Source organism: Desulfosporosinus nitroreducens, from assembly GCF_023897015.1.
In the GTDB taxonomy this organism is placed as follows: Bacteria; Bacillota; Desulfitobacteriia; order Desulfitobacteriales; family Desulfitobacteriaceae; genus Desulfosporosinus; species Desulfosporosinus nitroreducens.
The window spans coordinates 59,506-75,428 of record NZ_JAMHFY010000010.1 but is presented as its reverse complement, the minus strand read 5'-3'; the positions used below and the strand labels follow the sequence as shown (position 1 = coordinate 75,428).

The window sequence follows — 15,923 nt, the reverse complement described above, 5'->3', positions numbered from 1 at the left end:
CTATTCAACATAACTAACTACTCTCTAAGAAGTAAAAGTTGTATAAAAAACTGTTCCGCTGTTCCCTGTTTTAAATTCGAAACCAGCTCCATGTCTTTGAGCAATTCCAATAGATATTGCTAGCCCGAGACCTGTACCACTGTCTTTTGTTGTGAAAAATGGAGTGCCCATTTTCCCTTGTATTTCTTGAGGAATACCATCTCCTTGATCCTTAATTTCTAAAACAACCTTATCCTCTTTTAGATAGGTGCTAATTTTAACACATCCCCGTTCCGCAGTGGCCTCTAATCCATTACGAACTAAGTTCAAAATAAGTTGTTTTATCTCATTTTCATTGATCATAATATCCGGCACCAGATTTAAATCTACAATAACTTCTTTGTTATTGTTATAAGCATCGGCTTGGATCATAGGTAAAACTTTATTAATAACTTCATTAATATTTTGGCGCATGATATTATCTGAGTTTGCTTTCGCCAAAGATAAAAAGTCAGTTATTATTGTATTGGCACGGTCAATCTCAGAAATCATCAAATCCAGATATTCTTTATCATTTATGTATTGAGATTTTGCACCAAAAAACTGTAAAAAACCTTTGACAGTCGTTAGCGGATTTCTTATTTCATGGCTGATTCCAGCTGCTAATTGGCCGATCAGATTAAGCCTTTCTAACCGATCAAGCTCTTGTTGCTGTCGTTTCAACTCCGTTATATCTCTGAAAAATACTGTCAAGCCTTCGTTATAGGGGTAAGCATGAAATTCATGGTTTTGATCAGGGTTTGCTAAGCCTTCTGCTTCCCAATGAACTGATTCATTTTGAGACATTGCTTCGTATATCTTATCGTAAGTTACAGAACCTTTAATATTTGGAAATACTTCCCATATGCTTTTTCCTATAAGTTCAACATTATTCCCGCCAATAAACTTTTGTGTTTCCTTGTTAATAAAGGTAAACTGCACATTGCGGTCTAAGGCATAAAACCCGTCTGAAATCCCTTCCATAATTTTAATTATGTTAAGTTTTGAGGCTTCCAAGGCTACGTTTACTTGTTTTAAATCATCTGTAAAACAAGTGATCTTATTTAAAACAGGTTTCAATTCTGGTAATTTAATTAAAATATTTTCATGATCACTATTATTATCCATTATAATTGTGCAAAATCTTTCTAAATATAATTCAATCTGCTTCATATGATTTCTGATTGAAATTATAATTAATACTGATAAAGTTAAAGCTAGTATTACTATTGCGCTCAATTCATTAAATGACGTTAATACTAAATCAGCATCCTGAGCATAGGCCCAAACATAACCTACTATTATTCCCTGATCATATATTGGTAGGATAGCCCTAATTTCCCTGTCATTATTTGATATGTTATTAGGTTCGCTTAGTGATGATACTATTTCAAAGCGAATTTCCTCACATGAAATAGCATCACTATATGGTTCTGGTTCTTTAACAACTAAATCTAATTCATTATCATAATAACCTATGATATAATTATCATTTTTATTAAGCATTAACTGGATAACTTCATTTATTTTTATAATTTTATTATCCTTCGTTAAATTATTATCTCTTTTTAATTCTTTTATGTCCAAAATCATAGATTGTATTTTTGTTTGAACTCCTGAAGCATTTAACAATAAATCGTAATTAAATTTTAGTGCTTGTTTCTCCCAAAAATTCTGTCCATAAAGAAGTATAAATAAAATAAGAAAAGCAAAAATACTAAAAATTACTTTAAATAAAGTAGATTGAAGAATAGATTGTCTTTTGAAAATATCTTTGATATTAATAGCCATCAAGTTATCCTCCAGCTGTCCAAAAATAGAAAAACAAGTAGGCATATGAAAGCTTATTGCAATATAAGAAGCTGGGATATCCACCCAGCTCCTTATATTGTTGGCAACGAAATGTGTTTATGACCCTCGAATCATCTTTGCAATGCTTTCGGAGTTTTAGGCTGATATGCCCAAAATCCACACGCAAAAACAGAGGTTGCACTAGCTAGGAGCATAAGGAAGGAGGCAACTGCAACTAGCAAATACCTTTTCATAATCTATACTCACCTCCTTCCCTATTAAAAATAGGCAGAAGGGTTAGGCTTTGGTAAACTACACCTAAAACTACACTAACATTTACTAATTTATTATCAATAAAAGAAATTAATAAGAACGAAATAATTACAAAAACCATTGATGCAATCTTGAGTTTAAATTTCAGGCTACTAGAATGGATTGGTTTTGCTTCGCTGTCTACAGGAGCTAGGAAAGCTACAAGTAAAAGAGAAACAAGCAAACAACTAATAAGAACATACTGATTTGTTAAGTCATAATCAACAATTTTTTTCGAAAGCATTCCTATAGAAATATATACTATAGAACCAAAACCCAAACATTTAAGAGGGGTATTAAAATGTGCCCCACCTGATACTCGTCTTAATAAGCCTCCAAAAACGGCAGCATTAACAGTTGGCATTAACGCATTAAAAGAATATCCTAAAACTATCAAGAATAATGAGCCTAAGGCAAATAATAGTGCAGTTTCAATGGCATATGTTATAATCTCCTTCTTATCTTCGTTATAATTTAGTTCATTTGTTATTAGTTCAGTAAGTCTATTGCTAATATTCTCAGAAAAATTCATACTTCCCACCTCGTTTTCATAAACTTATTCAATAAAAACGCACAGATAAATATGAGAAATACTTGCGGTTCTGTTATCACAATCCTTATAACCAAGTTGGGGAATAACTTTTCAGGTGTGATTCCAAAAACAGGCATTAACAGCGATAGACAAACAAATTCAATGATTACTAAAGCTAAGAAACTTAATAAACTTGCAATAAGAGATAAACTAAAATCCCCCTTACCTAGCCAAGTTAAAGCTATAAATAATATAACGACTAATAAAATAGTATGAAGACCAAAGGAGATGATAAACATTCTTACTGCATACGAAACAAATGCTAAAATGATACCAGACATAATAATTTTTTCCCACTTTAAAGGTATTCTGGCAATTACACAAGCTAAAGTTACAACTGCAATTTGTTCAGGTATGCCTTGTAAGAGTAAAGCAATGAAAGGAATATTAATAATATCACACAACCTCTCGTACTAAACGTCAACATTAGAAGACCTAAATATTGAAATTGACGAATAGGGAACCTTTAACTCTTGTTAGAAATGATTTTTTTTAGTAGAAAAGCTGAGATAAATAAAAGAAGGACATGAATATCTCCTAATATGATCCTAACAGCATGATAAGTTGATAAAGTTTTTGGTGCTAAAATAGAAACAGGCTTTAACAAAGGTAAGCAAGCTGTCTCAAATATTATTAGAGTTAGGCAGCTCAACATACTTGCTATAAAGGATAGACCGACATCCCCCTTACTTAATCTAGTTAGAATTAAAAACAAGATCAAGGTTGCCAAAATAGTATGAAGACCCATAGGGATAGAAAACAGTCTTATTATATTCACACAAACGGCTAAAGCAGTCCCAACCAATAGAATCTGTTTGAGTTTTAGAGGAATTCTAGAAATCACAAAAGCTAGAGCCGTAAGTGCAGTTCCTTCAGGTATTCCTTGTAAGAGTAAAATAATCATAGGAATCTTCATCTAACTCCCTCTGAAGTTGATATAACGCCATAACCCTAACTACCAGATATTAATTGTTATTATCGCACACTCTAAATGTCGAATTCGCGTAAATCTTGTCTAGCATGTTTTACAATTAACATTATGGGTTGAAAATAGGCTATTCTACTCAATTCTACGGTAACCTCATATTTTCAAAACTCCAATAGCCATTCCGAAATGTTTAAACAGGTTTTTTTCATGAATCATACTTTTGACACAAAACTCCATCAGAGTAAATAAAGGTACGACCTCAAAGCAAAAGCTTTGGGGTCGCACCTTTATAATTTGACCGAAAACGCTTATTAGAAAGCTCTTAATGGCTGTTTCCTGATTGCTACTGAAACCATCCTTGACCCTGTTGTCCTTGTTGCATTTGCTGGCCTTGACCTTGGCCTTGACCATACATTTGTTGACCTTGACCTTGACCCTGAGCCTGCCCTTGTTGCCCTTGACCTTGCTGCGGATTTTGAGTCATAGTTTGAAGTTGTTGTTGAGCTTGTTCAATAAAATTATTCATTTGAGTTAGAACTTGAGTTGATTGAATATATTGATTTGCTTGGTTCAAGGCTTGCATACCTTGTTGTATGGTTTGTTGCAATTGAGTAAAAGCTTGTTGTTGCTGTTGTTGTGACTGGGTCTTAAATTGAGTCATATGTTGTACTAATTGATTTAATTGTTGTTGCCCCTGATCCTGAGATTGTTGTGTTTGACCCTGGGAACTCTGTTGAGTCTGATTCTTGAAGGTGGAAAAGGCTTGCTCCATCCGATAAAATTGATCTTTCAACTGCCCTAATTCCATGGCTACCTCCATATCAGCCCGAACATCTTCAGCGGCTAGAGATTTTAATTCTTTGATACCTTCTTTACCATTACTCATATTAATTCCTCCTAAAAATTTAATAACCTCATATAGTATTGCCTTAATTAAACAAACAATGTTTGGTTATTAATGTAAACAAAACGCTAAAAAATCCGGCCCATATTTTAGGCCGGATTTGCTTCCAAGTTTATTTTGATAACAGCTTAATATAGCTTGAATTTCACAACAGCACTCATCAGTCTTTCTCCAAGCTGAGCTAAGGCTTCTGCAGATTGACTTACTGATACCATTGTGGCAGCTTGTTCTTCAGAAGTTGCAGCAACCTCTTGTGTACTGGCAGCGGCTTGCTGAGCAGTAACACCAATGTTTTCGGCTGATTTGGCCGCTGCAGAGGTCCCAATAGCCATTTGCTGTGAAGCTTCTGTAATTAGCTGAATTTGCTCAACGACTTTGTTAACTTCTTCTACAATGGTTCGGAAGGAATTTCCGGCTAAATTAACTGCTTCAACTCCTGCAGCGACTTCAACCTTTCCTTTCTCCATTACTCCAACTGCATGTTCCGCCTCTCGTTGGATATTTTCAATTAGAGTTGCGATCTCAACTGTGGAAGCAGAGGACTGTTCCGCCAATTTACGCACCTCTTCAGCGACAACTGCAAATCCTCGTCCTTGTTCTCCCGCCCTAGCGGCCTCAATTGCTGCATTAAGAGCTAATAAATTAGTCTGATCAGCAATTCCTCTGATCACATCAACAATTTGCCCAATTTGTTTTGATTCATCACCTAACCGAGAAATAACTTCAGCTGACTGAGCTGAAACCTCTCGTACTGCTTCCATTTTTTGCACTGCATTTTCCGATTGAAGGGCTCCCAAGTCTGCCGCCTGAGCTGTCTTTTCACTGCTTTGACTAACCGTCTCAGCATTTTCTGCTACTTGTTGAGCATTAGCCGACAATTGGTCAATGACTTTTACAATATCTCCTATCGAAACCGCTGTATTCGTTGAACCCGCTGCAACTTGACCAAGCGTTTCAGCAACTTGCTCACTTGATGCAGTTGCTTGCTCTGAGGCAGCCGACAATTCCTGACTGGTTGCTGCCACACTCTCTGATTGAGTTAGAACTTCTCCAATGACTCCTCTTAAGGATTGCACCATCTCACTGACAGCTATAGACAGTATGCCGATTTCGTCTTTATTCTTAATCTCTGGTATTTTAACGTTCAAGTCTCCATCTGCAACAGATTGTGCAACCTGTGTCACTGCAACAAGAGGGCGGCTAATATGTTGGGCAAGCATAATTGCTAAAACTGCCCCAACAATCAAAGCAAGTATCACGAAAATGATAAGAAGCTTTATTACAGAGTTTTTTGTAGTTTGAGCATGATGGGTAGCTTCTGCCCCTCCAGCTTCCATATAGACCATCTGAGCTTCCATATTTTTAAGCAACTTATCAAAACTAGCCTTGCTTGTTTGAGTCAATATGGGTCTAGCCTCAACATCTTTACCTTCTTGAGTTAACAGCCAAACCTTCTCAGCATCCTCTATGTAAGCATTAAATGATTTTCTCATTTCCTCACTGCTTGCTTTTCCATCAGCAGATGTCACATAGTTATTATACTCAGCAAAATCCATCTCCCATTTCGCTTTTGCTATTACAAATTGATTTTTATAGTCTAGAAAAGCTTGGGCTTCTGAACGCATCAGAAATCCCCCCATAAGATAGCGTCGAGTATCTTCCGTATCCTCTATCACTACTGCCAAGGCACTAGTTGCTTTCAGCCAGTGCCCCCCTAAATCTTCTGCTTCAAGATTGATCTTATAAACACCATAGTAACCCACGCCCCCTACAAGTAGGGTTAAAAGTAAGACTGCAAAAAAACCTGACAATAATTTGATTCGGACTCCATAGCTTATATTAGACTTTTGTTTCACAAGCTTAGTTTCCATATCATCGCCTCATTTTCCTTTTAATTCTAGATTGCATTACATTTCAACAAAAAAGGGTAATATCCTCTATTATTTAGTTTGTTAAAAACAGTTTTTTTAGTTTCTAAATTAATATTTAATCAGATAAGGTAATTGGGGCACTGGGGATATAGTCTCTTTTTCGCCTTAGTACATTAACATTAAAAAGGTGATTCCCTGGGGAACCACCTGCCACATTATGATTGTCGCTACATATCCCTCTATCTCTCATTCATCCTAAGGTAACTTCGTCTCGGAGCTACACTTTTGTAAGCCGGTCTAATAATCTTTCCACTGTTAGCGATTTCTTCGATGCGATGAGCACTCCAACCAACAATTCTAGAAATTGCAAAAATCGGTGTAAACATTTCCATTGGGATATTAAGCATTTTATATACAAAACCTGAGTAGAAATCGACATTGGCACTTACAGTCTTATACATTGTATTAAACTTTGAAATAACCTGAGGCGCTAAGGTCTCAACCTTAGCATAGAGATTAAATTCATCTTCCAGTCCCTTTTCTTGAGCCAGTTGAGAAACATAACCTTTAAGAATGACTGTCCTAGGATCCGATATTGAGTATACTGCATGCCCAATCCCATAGATTAAGCCAGTACGATCAAATGCGTCCTTGGAGAGGATGCGCGTAAGGTATTGCTCTATCTCCTCGTCATCCTCCCAATCCTTTAATTTTTCTTTCATATCTTCAAACATTTGAACAACTTTAATATTGGCTCCTCCATGTCGCGGCCCTTTAAGCGCTCCAATTGCTGCCGCCATAGCAGAATAGGTATCCGTACCAGTAGAAGTAACAACATGAGTGACAAATGATGAGTTATTCCCTCCACCATGCTCGGCATGAAGAACGAGAGCCAGATCCAGCAGTGTTGCCTCTAACTGAGTATAACTACTATCCGGTCTCAACATAGCTAAGATGTTCTCAGCAATGCTTAAATCAGCCCGGGGACTATGGATATAAAGACTTTGGCTTCCATGGTAATGGCTTAAGGCGTGATATCCGTAAACTGCCAAGGATGGAAAACAAGCAACCAGCCTCAGACATTGTTTTAAAACATTTTGCATAGATGTATCATCTGGATTTTCGTCAAAGGAATATAATGCCAAAACACTTCTTGCTAGCGTGTTCATGATATCTTTGCTTGGTGCCTTTAGGATAACATCGCGAGTGAAATCTTCCGGGAGTCTTTGATAAAGTGAAAGAAGTTGCTCAAATTCCTTTTGTGCGTTAAGATCTGGTAGATTTCCAAAAAGCAGCAAGTAGGCTGTCTCTTCAAACCCATAGCGATTATCTTCAATAAAACCCATTACGATATCTCTGATGTCTATACCTCGATATATTAAACGTCCTGGGACAGAAACCTTTTCCCCTTCATCCATAATGTACGAATGGACCTCACCGATCTCTGTTAAGCCAACAAGTACCCCTTTTCCATCTAAATCACGCAACCCCCGCTTTACTTCATATTTCCTATATAATTCAGGTTTAATAAAACCACTTTCTTCAGCCATTCTGCTCAACTTGGTCAATGTATTCTCTTCAGACAAATTCATATTAACATAATTCATATAATCTCCCTTTCTAAATTTTTTTATATCTTAAGTGCCTATCGTAATATGTCATTGTTATTGTAGATTCTGTATTATAGTATACAAGGTTGTTCGCAATGCCTATTCTTAAATCATACCCTGTGCCGCTTGAAATATAATCGACTTATACTTCCGCGTAAACTCTTCAGGTTAAGACAGCTTTCTTAATTTGGAAAGCAAATGAATTTTTCCCTTAATTAATTAATATATATTAACAAAATAAGATGTTCAAAATAAGGGGGCAAGCATGTCTTGGAACTTTAAAAATTGGAATTGGTCAGGCTCCGTCGTCACAATATCTACTCTAATCTTTGCCCTCGTTTCTCTAATTTCTGTATATATTTCTGTTACTACCTGGAAAATACAGCGTGAAGCGGCACGCCCATATTTGACCTTTATCGAATCTCCTTCACTCCATTTTACAAAGGAATCAAGTTTCGAATTTGAATTCAGATTCAAGAACGTTGGGACCCATCCTGCAACAACTCTTTCAAGTAGAATCATAGTTTTTGAGCAACAGTTGTTAGAAAAGCCCATTCTTATTGACGATTATACCGTTGTAAATGATATTCCCAGGGATACAACCACAAGTTTACTTCTTAACCTCAAAGACAAAGTATTAGACGAAGCCAATATCCATCCCCATTTTATCATCATTAGCCTAAGCTACGCTGATCCTATTGTTCATAAATCCTATAACCAAACAATTTATCTTAAATGGGCTGGGGTCATTGCAGGAAAACAACAACCACTAATTCACGTCGAAATAAGTGAGAAAGAGAACATTTTGAACTATTTAAATAACCTCCACTTACTTAAGTGACCCTAAAATCAAGAAAAACCCCGACTATTGTCAAAGGTTCAGCCAATTAAGACCTATAGATTGCAAAGCAAAGCTAGATCATGCCATTGGTTCCTCCCTTTCAACGCTTACGAAGTTAGCTGACGGATTCGGATTGAAAAGTAACCCTACCCTCGCAAATCTGAAAACATACTGCGAAGGATTCACCCCTAAATTGGTTTCTCCGCTTCAAAAAATTGAATTAAGCGATAGAGAACTATATAGTTTTGATTTACTCGGAACAAATTAAATCTTACCATACTTTATTCGATCTAGTCAATTTCAAGATATAGATCTTCTGTCTATCTTTAGGCAGAAGATCTTATATCCCAAATGAATTGCGTAAAAGGTCCGGACGTAAGCCCCCAGCATGAAAAGAACGCCCGCTATTCAAGTTACATAACCATACCTCGGCAGGGCTAAATACCATGGGATCAATGTTATAGAAATCCCCATATTCCTCAAAGATTTCTATAAAAGGCCGTTCATATTCCCGAGAAAAACAGAACGGAATTTGATTTACTAACGAATCTAAGGTTTTATCATTATCTTTAAGATTATAAAGTACTGTAGAACCATAAAGTATCCCATCATTTGACCTTCCTAAAGCATTGAGGTTACTGCCTGCAACAGGCGGAAGCGGACAAGTTCCCCAGCCAGAATCTATTCTTTCTAAATCATACCCCAGTACAGCAAGCTTAGATAAACCCGTTTCCAAAGCCCGTGCAGCTATCTGGACTGAACCCGCTAGAGACGCGGTTGGAGCTGCCAAAATATAGAGATCCTTAGGCTCACACCCTAATTCTTCTACTAAGTATTGGACTGCGGCCGCAGTTGGGAGCTCCTCACTTTCCAGACATATAACGGCCGTCTTCGAATAATCTTTGTATCCATTCCTGTCATACAGACTGCCCTGATGAATAATGGCACGCCCTGGTCCGGAACCCATTGCGGTTAAATCGCCATTTTTGATAGGCCAGCCAGCATATTGAGACGCCAGGCAAGCTTGAACCGGATGAGCAGTAACAACCTCCACCGTGGGCCAGCGAAACCCGCTAAAGTCTAACCAATGTATTTTAACCTGTGCCAACCCGCCGAGGCAGACTGCAGCAAACAAAACGCCAGCTTCCCAGCTGCCTTGTACTTGAACTCCGCAGTCTATTACAGTTACCTCATTTTGTTTTTTCACTCCAACCCTCAGAAGTTTGCTCTTCAGGATAAATTCGTTAACTAAAGGAAATGCTTGGCGATTTGGACTTAGTTTGGATTGTTGTGTATTTGGAAAAGACATGCTATTCTTCCTTTTCTATCATTCTCTTAACATGTCTTTATCTTATCCATTTTTAGTATGTCTTATATAAATTTACCATCTCCAAATTATCAATTGTTCTCGAATTATACTGAAGGACTCTTAATAAAATACGTCAACTCATTCATTAAATCTATATAAATTTCTTTATCTGAATATTTCCCATTGCAATCAAACATAAGTCTCACAAGTGGACGCGTCGGGAAATTAGTCGGCACAGCAACAACTACACCTATTTCCCCAGTATTTAAAGTTACTAAGGTATCTTTAGGATATAGATTTAAGGAATTACGAAATGCAGTGACAACTATTGGATTAAAATCCTTTTCCATGGTTAAAATCATTTCAAGAGCATGATAAGGTGGAAGTGCTTTACGATAAGGTCGATCTGCCGTTAGGGCATCATAAACATCTGCTATCGCAATAATTTGGGCATCAAGGAGGATTCGGGATCCACTAAGTCCATCGGGATATCCATTACCACTCCAACGTTCATGATGCAGTCTTACCGAATTTAATATAATTGGTGAAACATCTGTATTATGCAGCATTTTCTCTCCCTCAATAGGGTGCCGCTTAATAATTATTAATTCCTTTTCACTTAATAACCCAGGCTTATTTAAAATTTCACAGGGTACTTTAATCTTCCCAATATCATGGAGGATTGCCCCCATTGTCAGATACCTTAAACGTTGCCCCTGATAGCCTAATCCTCTTGCGATTATTGTAGAGAGAATAGCAACATTAACTGCGTGTACAAAAGTACAGTAGTCATGTTCTTTTAAACTAGCCAAATCCACTCGCAGAGAATCATTATCTATGCACATCCATTTACCGTTAATTTCCATAATAATCAACTCTATAAGAACCATCGTTTGGGCTATTTGCTCCGATGTAATTAGCCCTGTATCATGATAAATACTCCATATTGAACCTACAATGTCCAAATAAAGATCTCTTGGAAAAGTCTTTAACTCAGTACCAGATGAATTGACATGATCTTTCTCAGATATTAAAGTGTAAACCTCGCTTCTTACCAATCGTTCCCTGACCCTATCTGTTATTAGCTGCCCTCTTGTTAATAAAAGAAGACCACTGGTATCAAACAAGTCCACGGGGGCTAGTTTTTGTAAAAACAATCCTGGTGGTAATTTTTCAAGAACTACATTCATCGAATACCTCCAGATCCATGCAAAGCTGTACATTAAAAACTTAAAATTTTAACTTTCTGCCACAACAAGCTATTAGTCCCTGCATTGTTGCTTTATCCCAAGCTCGCTCCTGCTAAAGTTTCCTGAACAGTTTTAAGCAAAATATTTAAGTCCAGAGGTTTGCTTAAGAAATTTTGCACACCAAAACATCGCGCAAGGTCCTCCAAATCAGTTTCTGCACTTATCATAATTACTGGAATATCCTTAGCCTGATCATCCTGACTAAGTCGAGACAATACTTGAAGCCCTGTCATTGCCGGCATTCTTTGATCTAATAGAATAAGAGATGGGCGGTTTAATGAGATGGCATGATTCAAACATTCCGACCCGCTTGCCACTGCTTTTACGTTATAGCCTGATTCCTCTAAAACCTTATGAATAAGAAGTCTGACCCCGAATTGGTCATCGACAACTAAAATATATCCCGACAATTTTGCTTCCTCCTTTCTATTAAATATACATTATTTAACTTCTAGACTCATTATCGCTATATATTTCAGACTACTAATTTCATATTGTATAACTATATGTCGCCTTTTTCAACATAATTAAGCACACACAGTCGGTAAGATGTTTCTGATGACTAACATAAAATTGGATGGAGAGGTGATAGTGTGTCTAACAACATACAAGAGGTTGCAGGAAAAAATATACGCTTATTCCGCCAGACAAGGGGCCTCACACAAGAAAAACTTGCTGAACTGGTTAATGTCAGTAGTTCCTATATAGGTTATCTGGAACGTGGCCTTAGGGCTCCTTCACTAGACCTATTAGCAAGAATAGGCACCGCCCTAGAAGTTGAACCTACCGTTTTGCTCTATACTGCTTCAGAGGATTCCGACCCAACACTCGAAAAGCTCAATGCTCTCTTAGCTGGAAAAAATCCTAAATCAATTAATTTCCTCTATGAAGTTGCTATGGCCTATTTCGTTTCTACCAGTGAGTCGGCTTGAGCACCTATGCTTCCCTTTGTCATAATTCTTATTATCTTAAAAGAAGCCACTTTACTGCTTATGCTTTCAGAAAGTATCTGACAATAGGTTATACTTTCTAACTGGCAAACAAAAAACCCCGGTTTTTTAACCGGGGCCTCCAATATCATGACTAGTCCCATTTAGGGTTTAATTCCCCATCAGACGTTGAAATGATTCTGTATAAATCAGGTCGACGATCTCGAAAAATTCCCCACTCAAGTCGCTGCGTTTCTAGCTGCTCCAAGTCAAATTCAGCAACAAGCACGGTTTCTTCTGCACGGCCAGCTTCAATAACTTTATTCCCTTGCGGACCCGCAATGAAGGAAGATCCATAGAACGTGATATTGGAATCATCGTCCTCCTCAACTCCGATTCTGTTAGAAGCAATCACGGGAATTAGGTTTGCTGCCGCATGCCCAAGCATACAAGTCTGCCAATGTTCTTTGGAGTCAATCAATCCATCTTGGGGCTCTGAACCAATAGCTGTTGGATAAAAAAGCAACTCAGCACCCATCAGAGCCATACATCGAGCAGCTTCGGGATACCATTGATCCCAGCAGACTCCGACACCAATTTTGCCAAAACGCGTATTCCAGACTTTAAAACCTGTATCTCCTGGATTAAAATAGAACTTTTCTTCATACCCCGGGCCATCTGGTATATGACTCTTGCGATACTTTCCCAGCACCTCTCCATTAGCATCAATGACGGCCAGAGAGTTATAACGGGCATAGTTTTTTTTCTCATAGAAGCTGATCGGCAACACTACCTGAAGCTCTTCAGCTACCTTTTTAAAGTGCCTTACCGCATGATTCTGCTCTAGTTCTGTGGCATACGTATAATACTTAGATTTTTCTTTTTGACAGAAATATGGGGTTTCAAACAACTCTTGCAACAAGATAATCTGAGCACCCTTAGCAGCGGCTTCCCTCACTAAGACGTCCGCCTTAGCAATGTTTTCTTCGATACTCTCAGCACAACTCATCTGAGTAGCCGCAACTTTAACGTTTCTCACATTTGATTCCTCCTCGCTGGCATCTGTTGAGTTGCACAATGAACATTTCCGCCCTCTCGAATAAGCCCCATTCCATTAACTGGACGGATCCGCCTTTGAGGAAATGTTTGGCTCAACATTTGTACCGCTAACTCATCAGACTCTTTTGCCTTTCCTCCGAAAATCGGCAAAATAATTCCTTCATTAACAAAGTAAAAGTTTAAATAACTCAAGGTTAATCGTTCATTAGAAACTGGATCATACATTTTAGGAGGTTGTTGAATAGGTATAATTTCAAAGGACCTTCCTTTGGCGTCCGTCTCCTTTTTTAAAATTTCAAGGTTCTCTTTGGTAATCCCATAATTTTCGTCCTTAGGATCTTCGCAAATCTGAAGCAGGATTTTACCCGGAGCTGCAAAGCAGGCAAGATTATCTACATGACCATCAGTCTCATCCCCATCTAGCCCTTTTTTTAACCAGACCACTTTCTGGATATTGAGAAATCTCTTCAACCCAACTTCAATCTGTTCTCTTGTTAAGTCAGGGTTGCGATTAAGATTTAAGAGACACTGCTCCGTAGTCAGCAGTGTACCTTCTCCGTCCACATGGAAGGAGCCTCCCTCCATAACCAGAGGAGCATCAAATCGTTTTACTCCGACATGATCTAAGATTTTAGTGGCTACAAGATCGTCTAAATCCCACGGGGAGTATTTACCGCCCCAAGCATTAAACTTCCAATTGACCCCTGCCACATCCCCGCCATCACGGACAAGAAATGTAGGTCCATTATCCCTCAGCCACGCATCATTATGCTCAATAGCCAAGAGTTCAATCTGTTCACCATGAAATAAGCCTGAAAGTTTCTCCAAATCCTCTGAACTCACCACAACCGTTACCGGCTCAAATTCAGCTATTGCTTGAATAATCTCTGTATAGCCCTTACAAACAGCATCAAAATCCTCTGGGTAACACATAGACGCCTTTATTGGCCACGAAATAAAGGTACGCGCATGCTTCGTCCACTCTGGCGGCATCTTATAGTTTAAATTGATTGGATACATTTATAATCCCTCATATTCTAAATTTGTAACCATTCAGTATTATGCTTCAATACAATACTGAATATAGCCTTACAACCCAGTTTTGGCAATACCCTTTACAGACATCATTAGATTAGATTCCTCCCGTCTGACTCAAGCTATCACCAATAATGAATGTTGTTCCGTTAAAATTATAGCATAGAGCTTCAAGATATTTTCAAATTAATAGTAAGCAATTTATCCGCAACTAAAACCTGTGATTGGAAATTTGCGCGTAAATAGTGCGCCATGGGACATAAATAAACTGACTATATCAAAAAAGCACCTACAGGCTAAACACTCTTTTGTCCAGCCTATAGGCACCAGTATATTTTGTTAAGTCCTCTTAGATTCAAGTCTATTGATCATTCATCTATCAAGTCTCTTCTGAACAGATCATTCTCATCTTTGCAATGAATTTTCCGGTTTGACATTTTGAGTTTCAGATTTATGATTAACCGAAAGAGTCATATAGCATAATCCATACCCTAAAACTGAAAAACAGATGGCAGTTAGCAAAAAATCTAATCCTTCCATACGAGCCCCTCCCTTTCAATTAACCATAATTAAGACGGTAACGAAGTGTTTAATAAACTTTGAGCAACAGCATGTACCACTGAGCGGTAACGTCCACGTCTAGACTTACCGCTCAGATATCCAACTGCCGTCATGGATCAGGCCTTGATACCAGACTCGTTGGAACAACTCCCCCTTTTAAGGAAGTCCTATACTCATATTTTAAACTAATTATCTTGAATATATATAAACAATTTATTAACAAATTATAAACTAATTTCTCTGTCACAATATTTTATTTGTTTTCTACAAAATAACAAATAAATTCCTCGATTTATTCATGCTCTGCACAAAATTTTAATTGGGGAATTTATTTGTTCAATTACTTATAGTCTTTCATACTCACCATTCGCATTTATATATTGGATATCAATACACCCGTAGTACTCTCCATACATATCGAGAGGATCAAATCCACTCTTGCGAGTACAATCATCTGAATATCCGATGTAGTAGACTTCTTGATCGTGGTCTCGCATACGGAATATATACTGCGGTTCAGATTCAAACTTTTTAATAAGCTGTTCAAATTCCTCAGTCCCCTTTTTGGCCTCTGAGCTGAAGTACTCAGTAAAAGTCTTCTTTTGAATGCAATCTTCAGTAATTTTGAACATTTAACAACCACCTTTCATTTTACAACTCGATTCCTAAGGTGATTTTGAAAAATCTAGTTGCTAACAGTAACAACCATGTCTTTCAATATCTCAGGTTTCTATGCTAAGCTAAGTTAGGCTATCTATCATAACACGTTATACTGGTCGAGCTGACATAATTAATTATATAATAACAAAATTTTTAACCACTTCCAACTCCCGGAGCATGGGGGCTTCCGATAAGCCCAAAATTACCGCCAATGACGATCAAATTAAACAAGAAAATTAGATAATGAGGGGGG

Annotated in this window: 17 protein-coding genes and 1 riboswitch; of the genes, 2 read left to right on the top strand and 15 right to left on the bottom strand. The window is 37.7% G+C overall.

Annotated features, from left to right (window positions below):
- Positions 1-24 precede the first annotated feature (24 nt).
- The 8 genes from M8E35_RS12740 to M8E35_RS12705 form a co-directional block, all read right to left on the bottom strand.
- Positions 25-1,809 carry a two-component system sensor histidine kinase NtrB gene (locus M8E35_RS12740; RefSeq protein ID WP_252469505.1) on the bottom strand — a complete coding sequence of 595 codons (1,785 nt, stop codon included), beginning with the start codon at positions 1,807-1,809 and terminating at the stop codon, positions 25-27.
- A gap of 131 nt (positions 1,810-1,940) precedes the next feature.
- A complete protein-coding gene (locus M8E35_RS12735; protein ID WP_252469504.1) occupies positions 1,941-2,063 on the bottom strand; it encodes a cyclic lactone autoinducer peptide in 123 nt (40 codons plus the stop codon).
- The gene (locus tag M8E35_RS12730; protein ID WP_252469503.1) at positions 2,060-2,653 is read right to left on the bottom strand and encodes an accessory gene regulator ArgB-like protein; all 594 of its coding nucleotides are present in this window, start codon (positions 2,651-2,653) and stop codon (positions 2,060-2,062) included. Before M8E35_RS12730 ends, M8E35_RS12735 begins: the two co-directional genes overlap by 4 nt.
- The gene (locus tag M8E35_RS12725) at positions 2,650-3,117 is read right to left on the bottom strand and encodes a hypothetical protein (protein ID WP_252469502.1); all 468 of its coding nucleotides are present in this window, start codon (positions 3,115-3,117) and stop codon (positions 2,650-2,652) included. Before M8E35_RS12725 ends, M8E35_RS12730 begins: the two co-directional genes overlap by 4 nt.
- Positions 3,118-3,179: 62 nt before the next feature.
- Positions 3,180-3,629: a hypothetical protein gene (locus tag M8E35_RS12720; protein ID WP_252469501.1), complete on the bottom strand. Its 450-nt coding sequence runs from the start codon at positions 3,627-3,629 to the stop codon at positions 3,180-3,182.
- 355 nt (positions 3,630-3,984) lie between these two features.
- Positions 3,985-4,527: a hypothetical protein gene (locus M8E35_RS12715; protein WP_252469500.1), complete on the bottom strand. Its 543-nt coding sequence runs from the start codon at positions 4,525-4,527 to the stop codon at positions 3,985-3,987.
- Between the two features lie 146 nt (positions 4,528-4,673).
- On the bottom strand, positions 4,674-6,416 hold the full coding sequence (locus M8E35_RS12710) for a methyl-accepting chemotaxis protein (RefSeq protein WP_252469499.1): 1,743 nt from the start codon (positions 6,414-6,416) through the stop codon (positions 4,674-4,676).
- A 239-nt stretch (positions 6,417-6,655) separates the two neighbouring features.
- A complete protein-coding gene (locus M8E35_RS12705; protein ID WP_252469498.1) occupies positions 6,656-8,023 on the bottom strand; it encodes a citrate/2-methylcitrate synthase in 1,368 nt (455 codons plus the stop codon).
- A 268-nt stretch (positions 8,024-8,291) separates the two neighbouring features.
- On the opposite strand from M8E35_RS12705, the gene M8E35_RS12700 reads away from it, so the two are divergent.
- Positions 8,292-8,867 (top strand): DUF8453 domain-containing protein, encoded by a 576-nt coding sequence (locus tag M8E35_RS12700; RefSeq protein ID WP_252469497.1) that lies wholly within the window; start codon positions 8,292-8,294, stop codon positions 8,865-8,867.
- Between the two features lie 88 nt (positions 8,868-8,955).
- Positions 8,956-9,104, bottom strand: a riboswitch (cyclic di-AMP (ydaO/yuaA leader).
- 103 nt (positions 9,105-9,207) lie between these two features.
- On the opposite strand, the gene mch is transcribed toward M8E35_RS12700, so the two are convergent.
- The 3 genes from mch to M8E35_RS12685 all read right to left on the bottom strand — a co-directional run bounded on the left by mch (position 9,208) and on the right by M8E35_RS12685 (position 11,836).
- Positions 9,208-10,176 (bottom strand): methenyltetrahydromethanopterin cyclohydrolase, encoded by a 969-nt coding sequence (gene mch / locus M8E35_RS12695; protein WP_252469496.1) that lies wholly within the window; start codon positions 10,174-10,176, stop codon positions 9,208-9,210.
- Positions 10,177-10,280: 104 nt separating this feature from the next.
- Positions 10,281-11,366 carry an HD-GYP domain-containing protein gene (locus tag M8E35_RS12690; protein ID WP_252469495.1) on the bottom strand — a complete coding sequence of 362 codons (1,086 nt, stop codon included), beginning with the start codon at positions 11,364-11,366 and terminating at the stop codon, positions 10,281-10,283.
- 92 nt (positions 11,367-11,458) lie between these two features.
- Positions 11,459-11,836 (bottom strand): response regulator, encoded by a 378-nt coding sequence (locus tag M8E35_RS12685; RefSeq protein ID WP_252469494.1) that lies wholly within the window; start codon positions 11,834-11,836, stop codon positions 11,459-11,461.
- Positions 11,837-12,019: 183 nt separating this feature from the next.
- Here M8E35_RS12685 and M8E35_RS12680 point away from each other — a divergent pair, with 183 nt between their 5' ends.
- Positions 12,020-12,358, top strand: coding sequence for a helix-turn-helix domain-containing protein (locus tag M8E35_RS12680; RefSeq protein ID WP_252469493.1), 339 nt, complete (start codon positions 12,020-12,022; stop codon positions 12,356-12,358).
- Between the two features lie 151 nt (positions 12,359-12,509).
- Here M8E35_RS12680 and aguB read toward each other — a convergent pair whose 3' ends face one another.
- The 4 genes from aguB to M8E35_RS12665 form a co-directional block, all read right to left on the bottom strand.
- Positions 12,510-13,394, bottom strand: a complete 885-nt coding sequence (gene aguB, locus M8E35_RS12675) for an N-carbamoylputrescine amidase (RefSeq protein WP_252469492.1) — start codon at positions 13,392-13,394, stop codon at positions 12,510-12,512.
- Positions 13,391-14,434 carry an agmatine deiminase family protein gene (locus M8E35_RS12670; RefSeq protein ID WP_252469491.1) on the bottom strand — a complete coding sequence of 348 codons (1,044 nt, stop codon included), beginning with the start codon at positions 14,432-14,434 and terminating at the stop codon, positions 13,391-13,393. Before M8E35_RS12670 ends, aguB begins: the two co-directional genes overlap by 4 nt.
- Positions 14,435-14,854: 420 nt before the next feature.
- Positions 14,855-14,989: a hypothetical protein gene (locus tag M8E35_RS26515; protein ID WP_282434015.1), complete on the bottom strand. Its 135-nt coding sequence runs from the start codon at positions 14,987-14,989 to the stop codon at positions 14,855-14,857.
- Between the two features lie 365 nt (positions 14,990-15,354).
- The gene (locus tag M8E35_RS12665; protein ID WP_252469490.1) at positions 15,355-15,642 is read right to left on the bottom strand and encodes a hypothetical protein; all 288 of its coding nucleotides are present in this window, start codon (positions 15,640-15,642) and stop codon (positions 15,355-15,357) included.
- Positions 15,643-15,923: the final 281 nt, after the last annotated feature.

Excerpts from the sequence above, each read along its gene's own strand:
- M8E35_RS12715 (WP_252469500.1), bottom strand. The coding sequence starts at position 4,527 with ATGAGTAATGGTAAAGAAGGTATCAAAGAATTAAAATCTCTAGCCGCT.
- M8E35_RS12690 (WP_252469495.1), bottom strand. The coding sequence starts at position 11,366 with ATGAATGTAGTTCTTGAAAAATTACCACCAGGATTGTTTTTACAAAAA.
- M8E35_RS12720 (WP_252469501.1), bottom strand. The coding sequence starts at position 3,629 with ATGAAGATTCCTATGATTATTTTACTCTTACAAGGAATACCTGAAGGA.
- M8E35_RS12740 (WP_252469505.1), bottom strand. The coding sequence starts at position 1,809 with ATGGCTATTAATATCAAAGATATTTTCAAAAGACAATCTATTCTTCAA.
- M8E35_RS12735 (WP_252469504.1), bottom strand. The coding sequence starts at position 2,063 with ATGAAAAGGTATTTGCTAGTTGCAGTTGCCTCCTTCCTTATGCTCCTA.
- M8E35_RS12670 (WP_252469491.1), bottom strand. The coding sequence starts at position 14,434 with ATGTATCCAATCAATTTAAACTATAAGATGCCGCCAGAGTGGACGAAG.
- M8E35_RS12705 (WP_252469498.1), bottom strand. The coding sequence starts at position 8,023 with ATGAATTATGTTAATATGAATTTGTCTGAAGAGAATACATTGACCAAG.
- M8E35_RS12730 (WP_252469503.1), bottom strand. The coding sequence starts at position 2,653 with ATGAATTTTTCTGAGAATATTAGCAATAGACTTACTGAACTAATAACA.
- mch (WP_252469496.1), bottom strand. The coding sequence starts at position 10,176 with ATGTCTTTTCCAAATACACAACAATCCAAACTAAGTCCAAATCGCCAA.
- M8E35_RS12665 (WP_252469490.1), bottom strand. The coding sequence starts at position 15,642 with ATGTTCAAAATTACTGAAGATTGCATTCAAAAGAAGACTTTTACTGAG.
- M8E35_RS12710 (WP_252469499.1), bottom strand. The coding sequence starts at position 6,416 with ATGGAAACTAAGCTTGTGAAACAAAAGTCTAATATAAGCTATGGAGTC.
- M8E35_RS26515 (WP_282434015.1), bottom strand. The coding sequence starts at position 14,989 with ATGGAAGGATTAGATTTTTTGCTAACTGCCATCTGTTTTTCAGTTTTA.
- M8E35_RS12700 (WP_252469497.1), top strand. The coding sequence starts at position 8,292 with ATGTCTTGGAACTTTAAAAATTGGAATTGGTCAGGCTCCGTCGTCACA.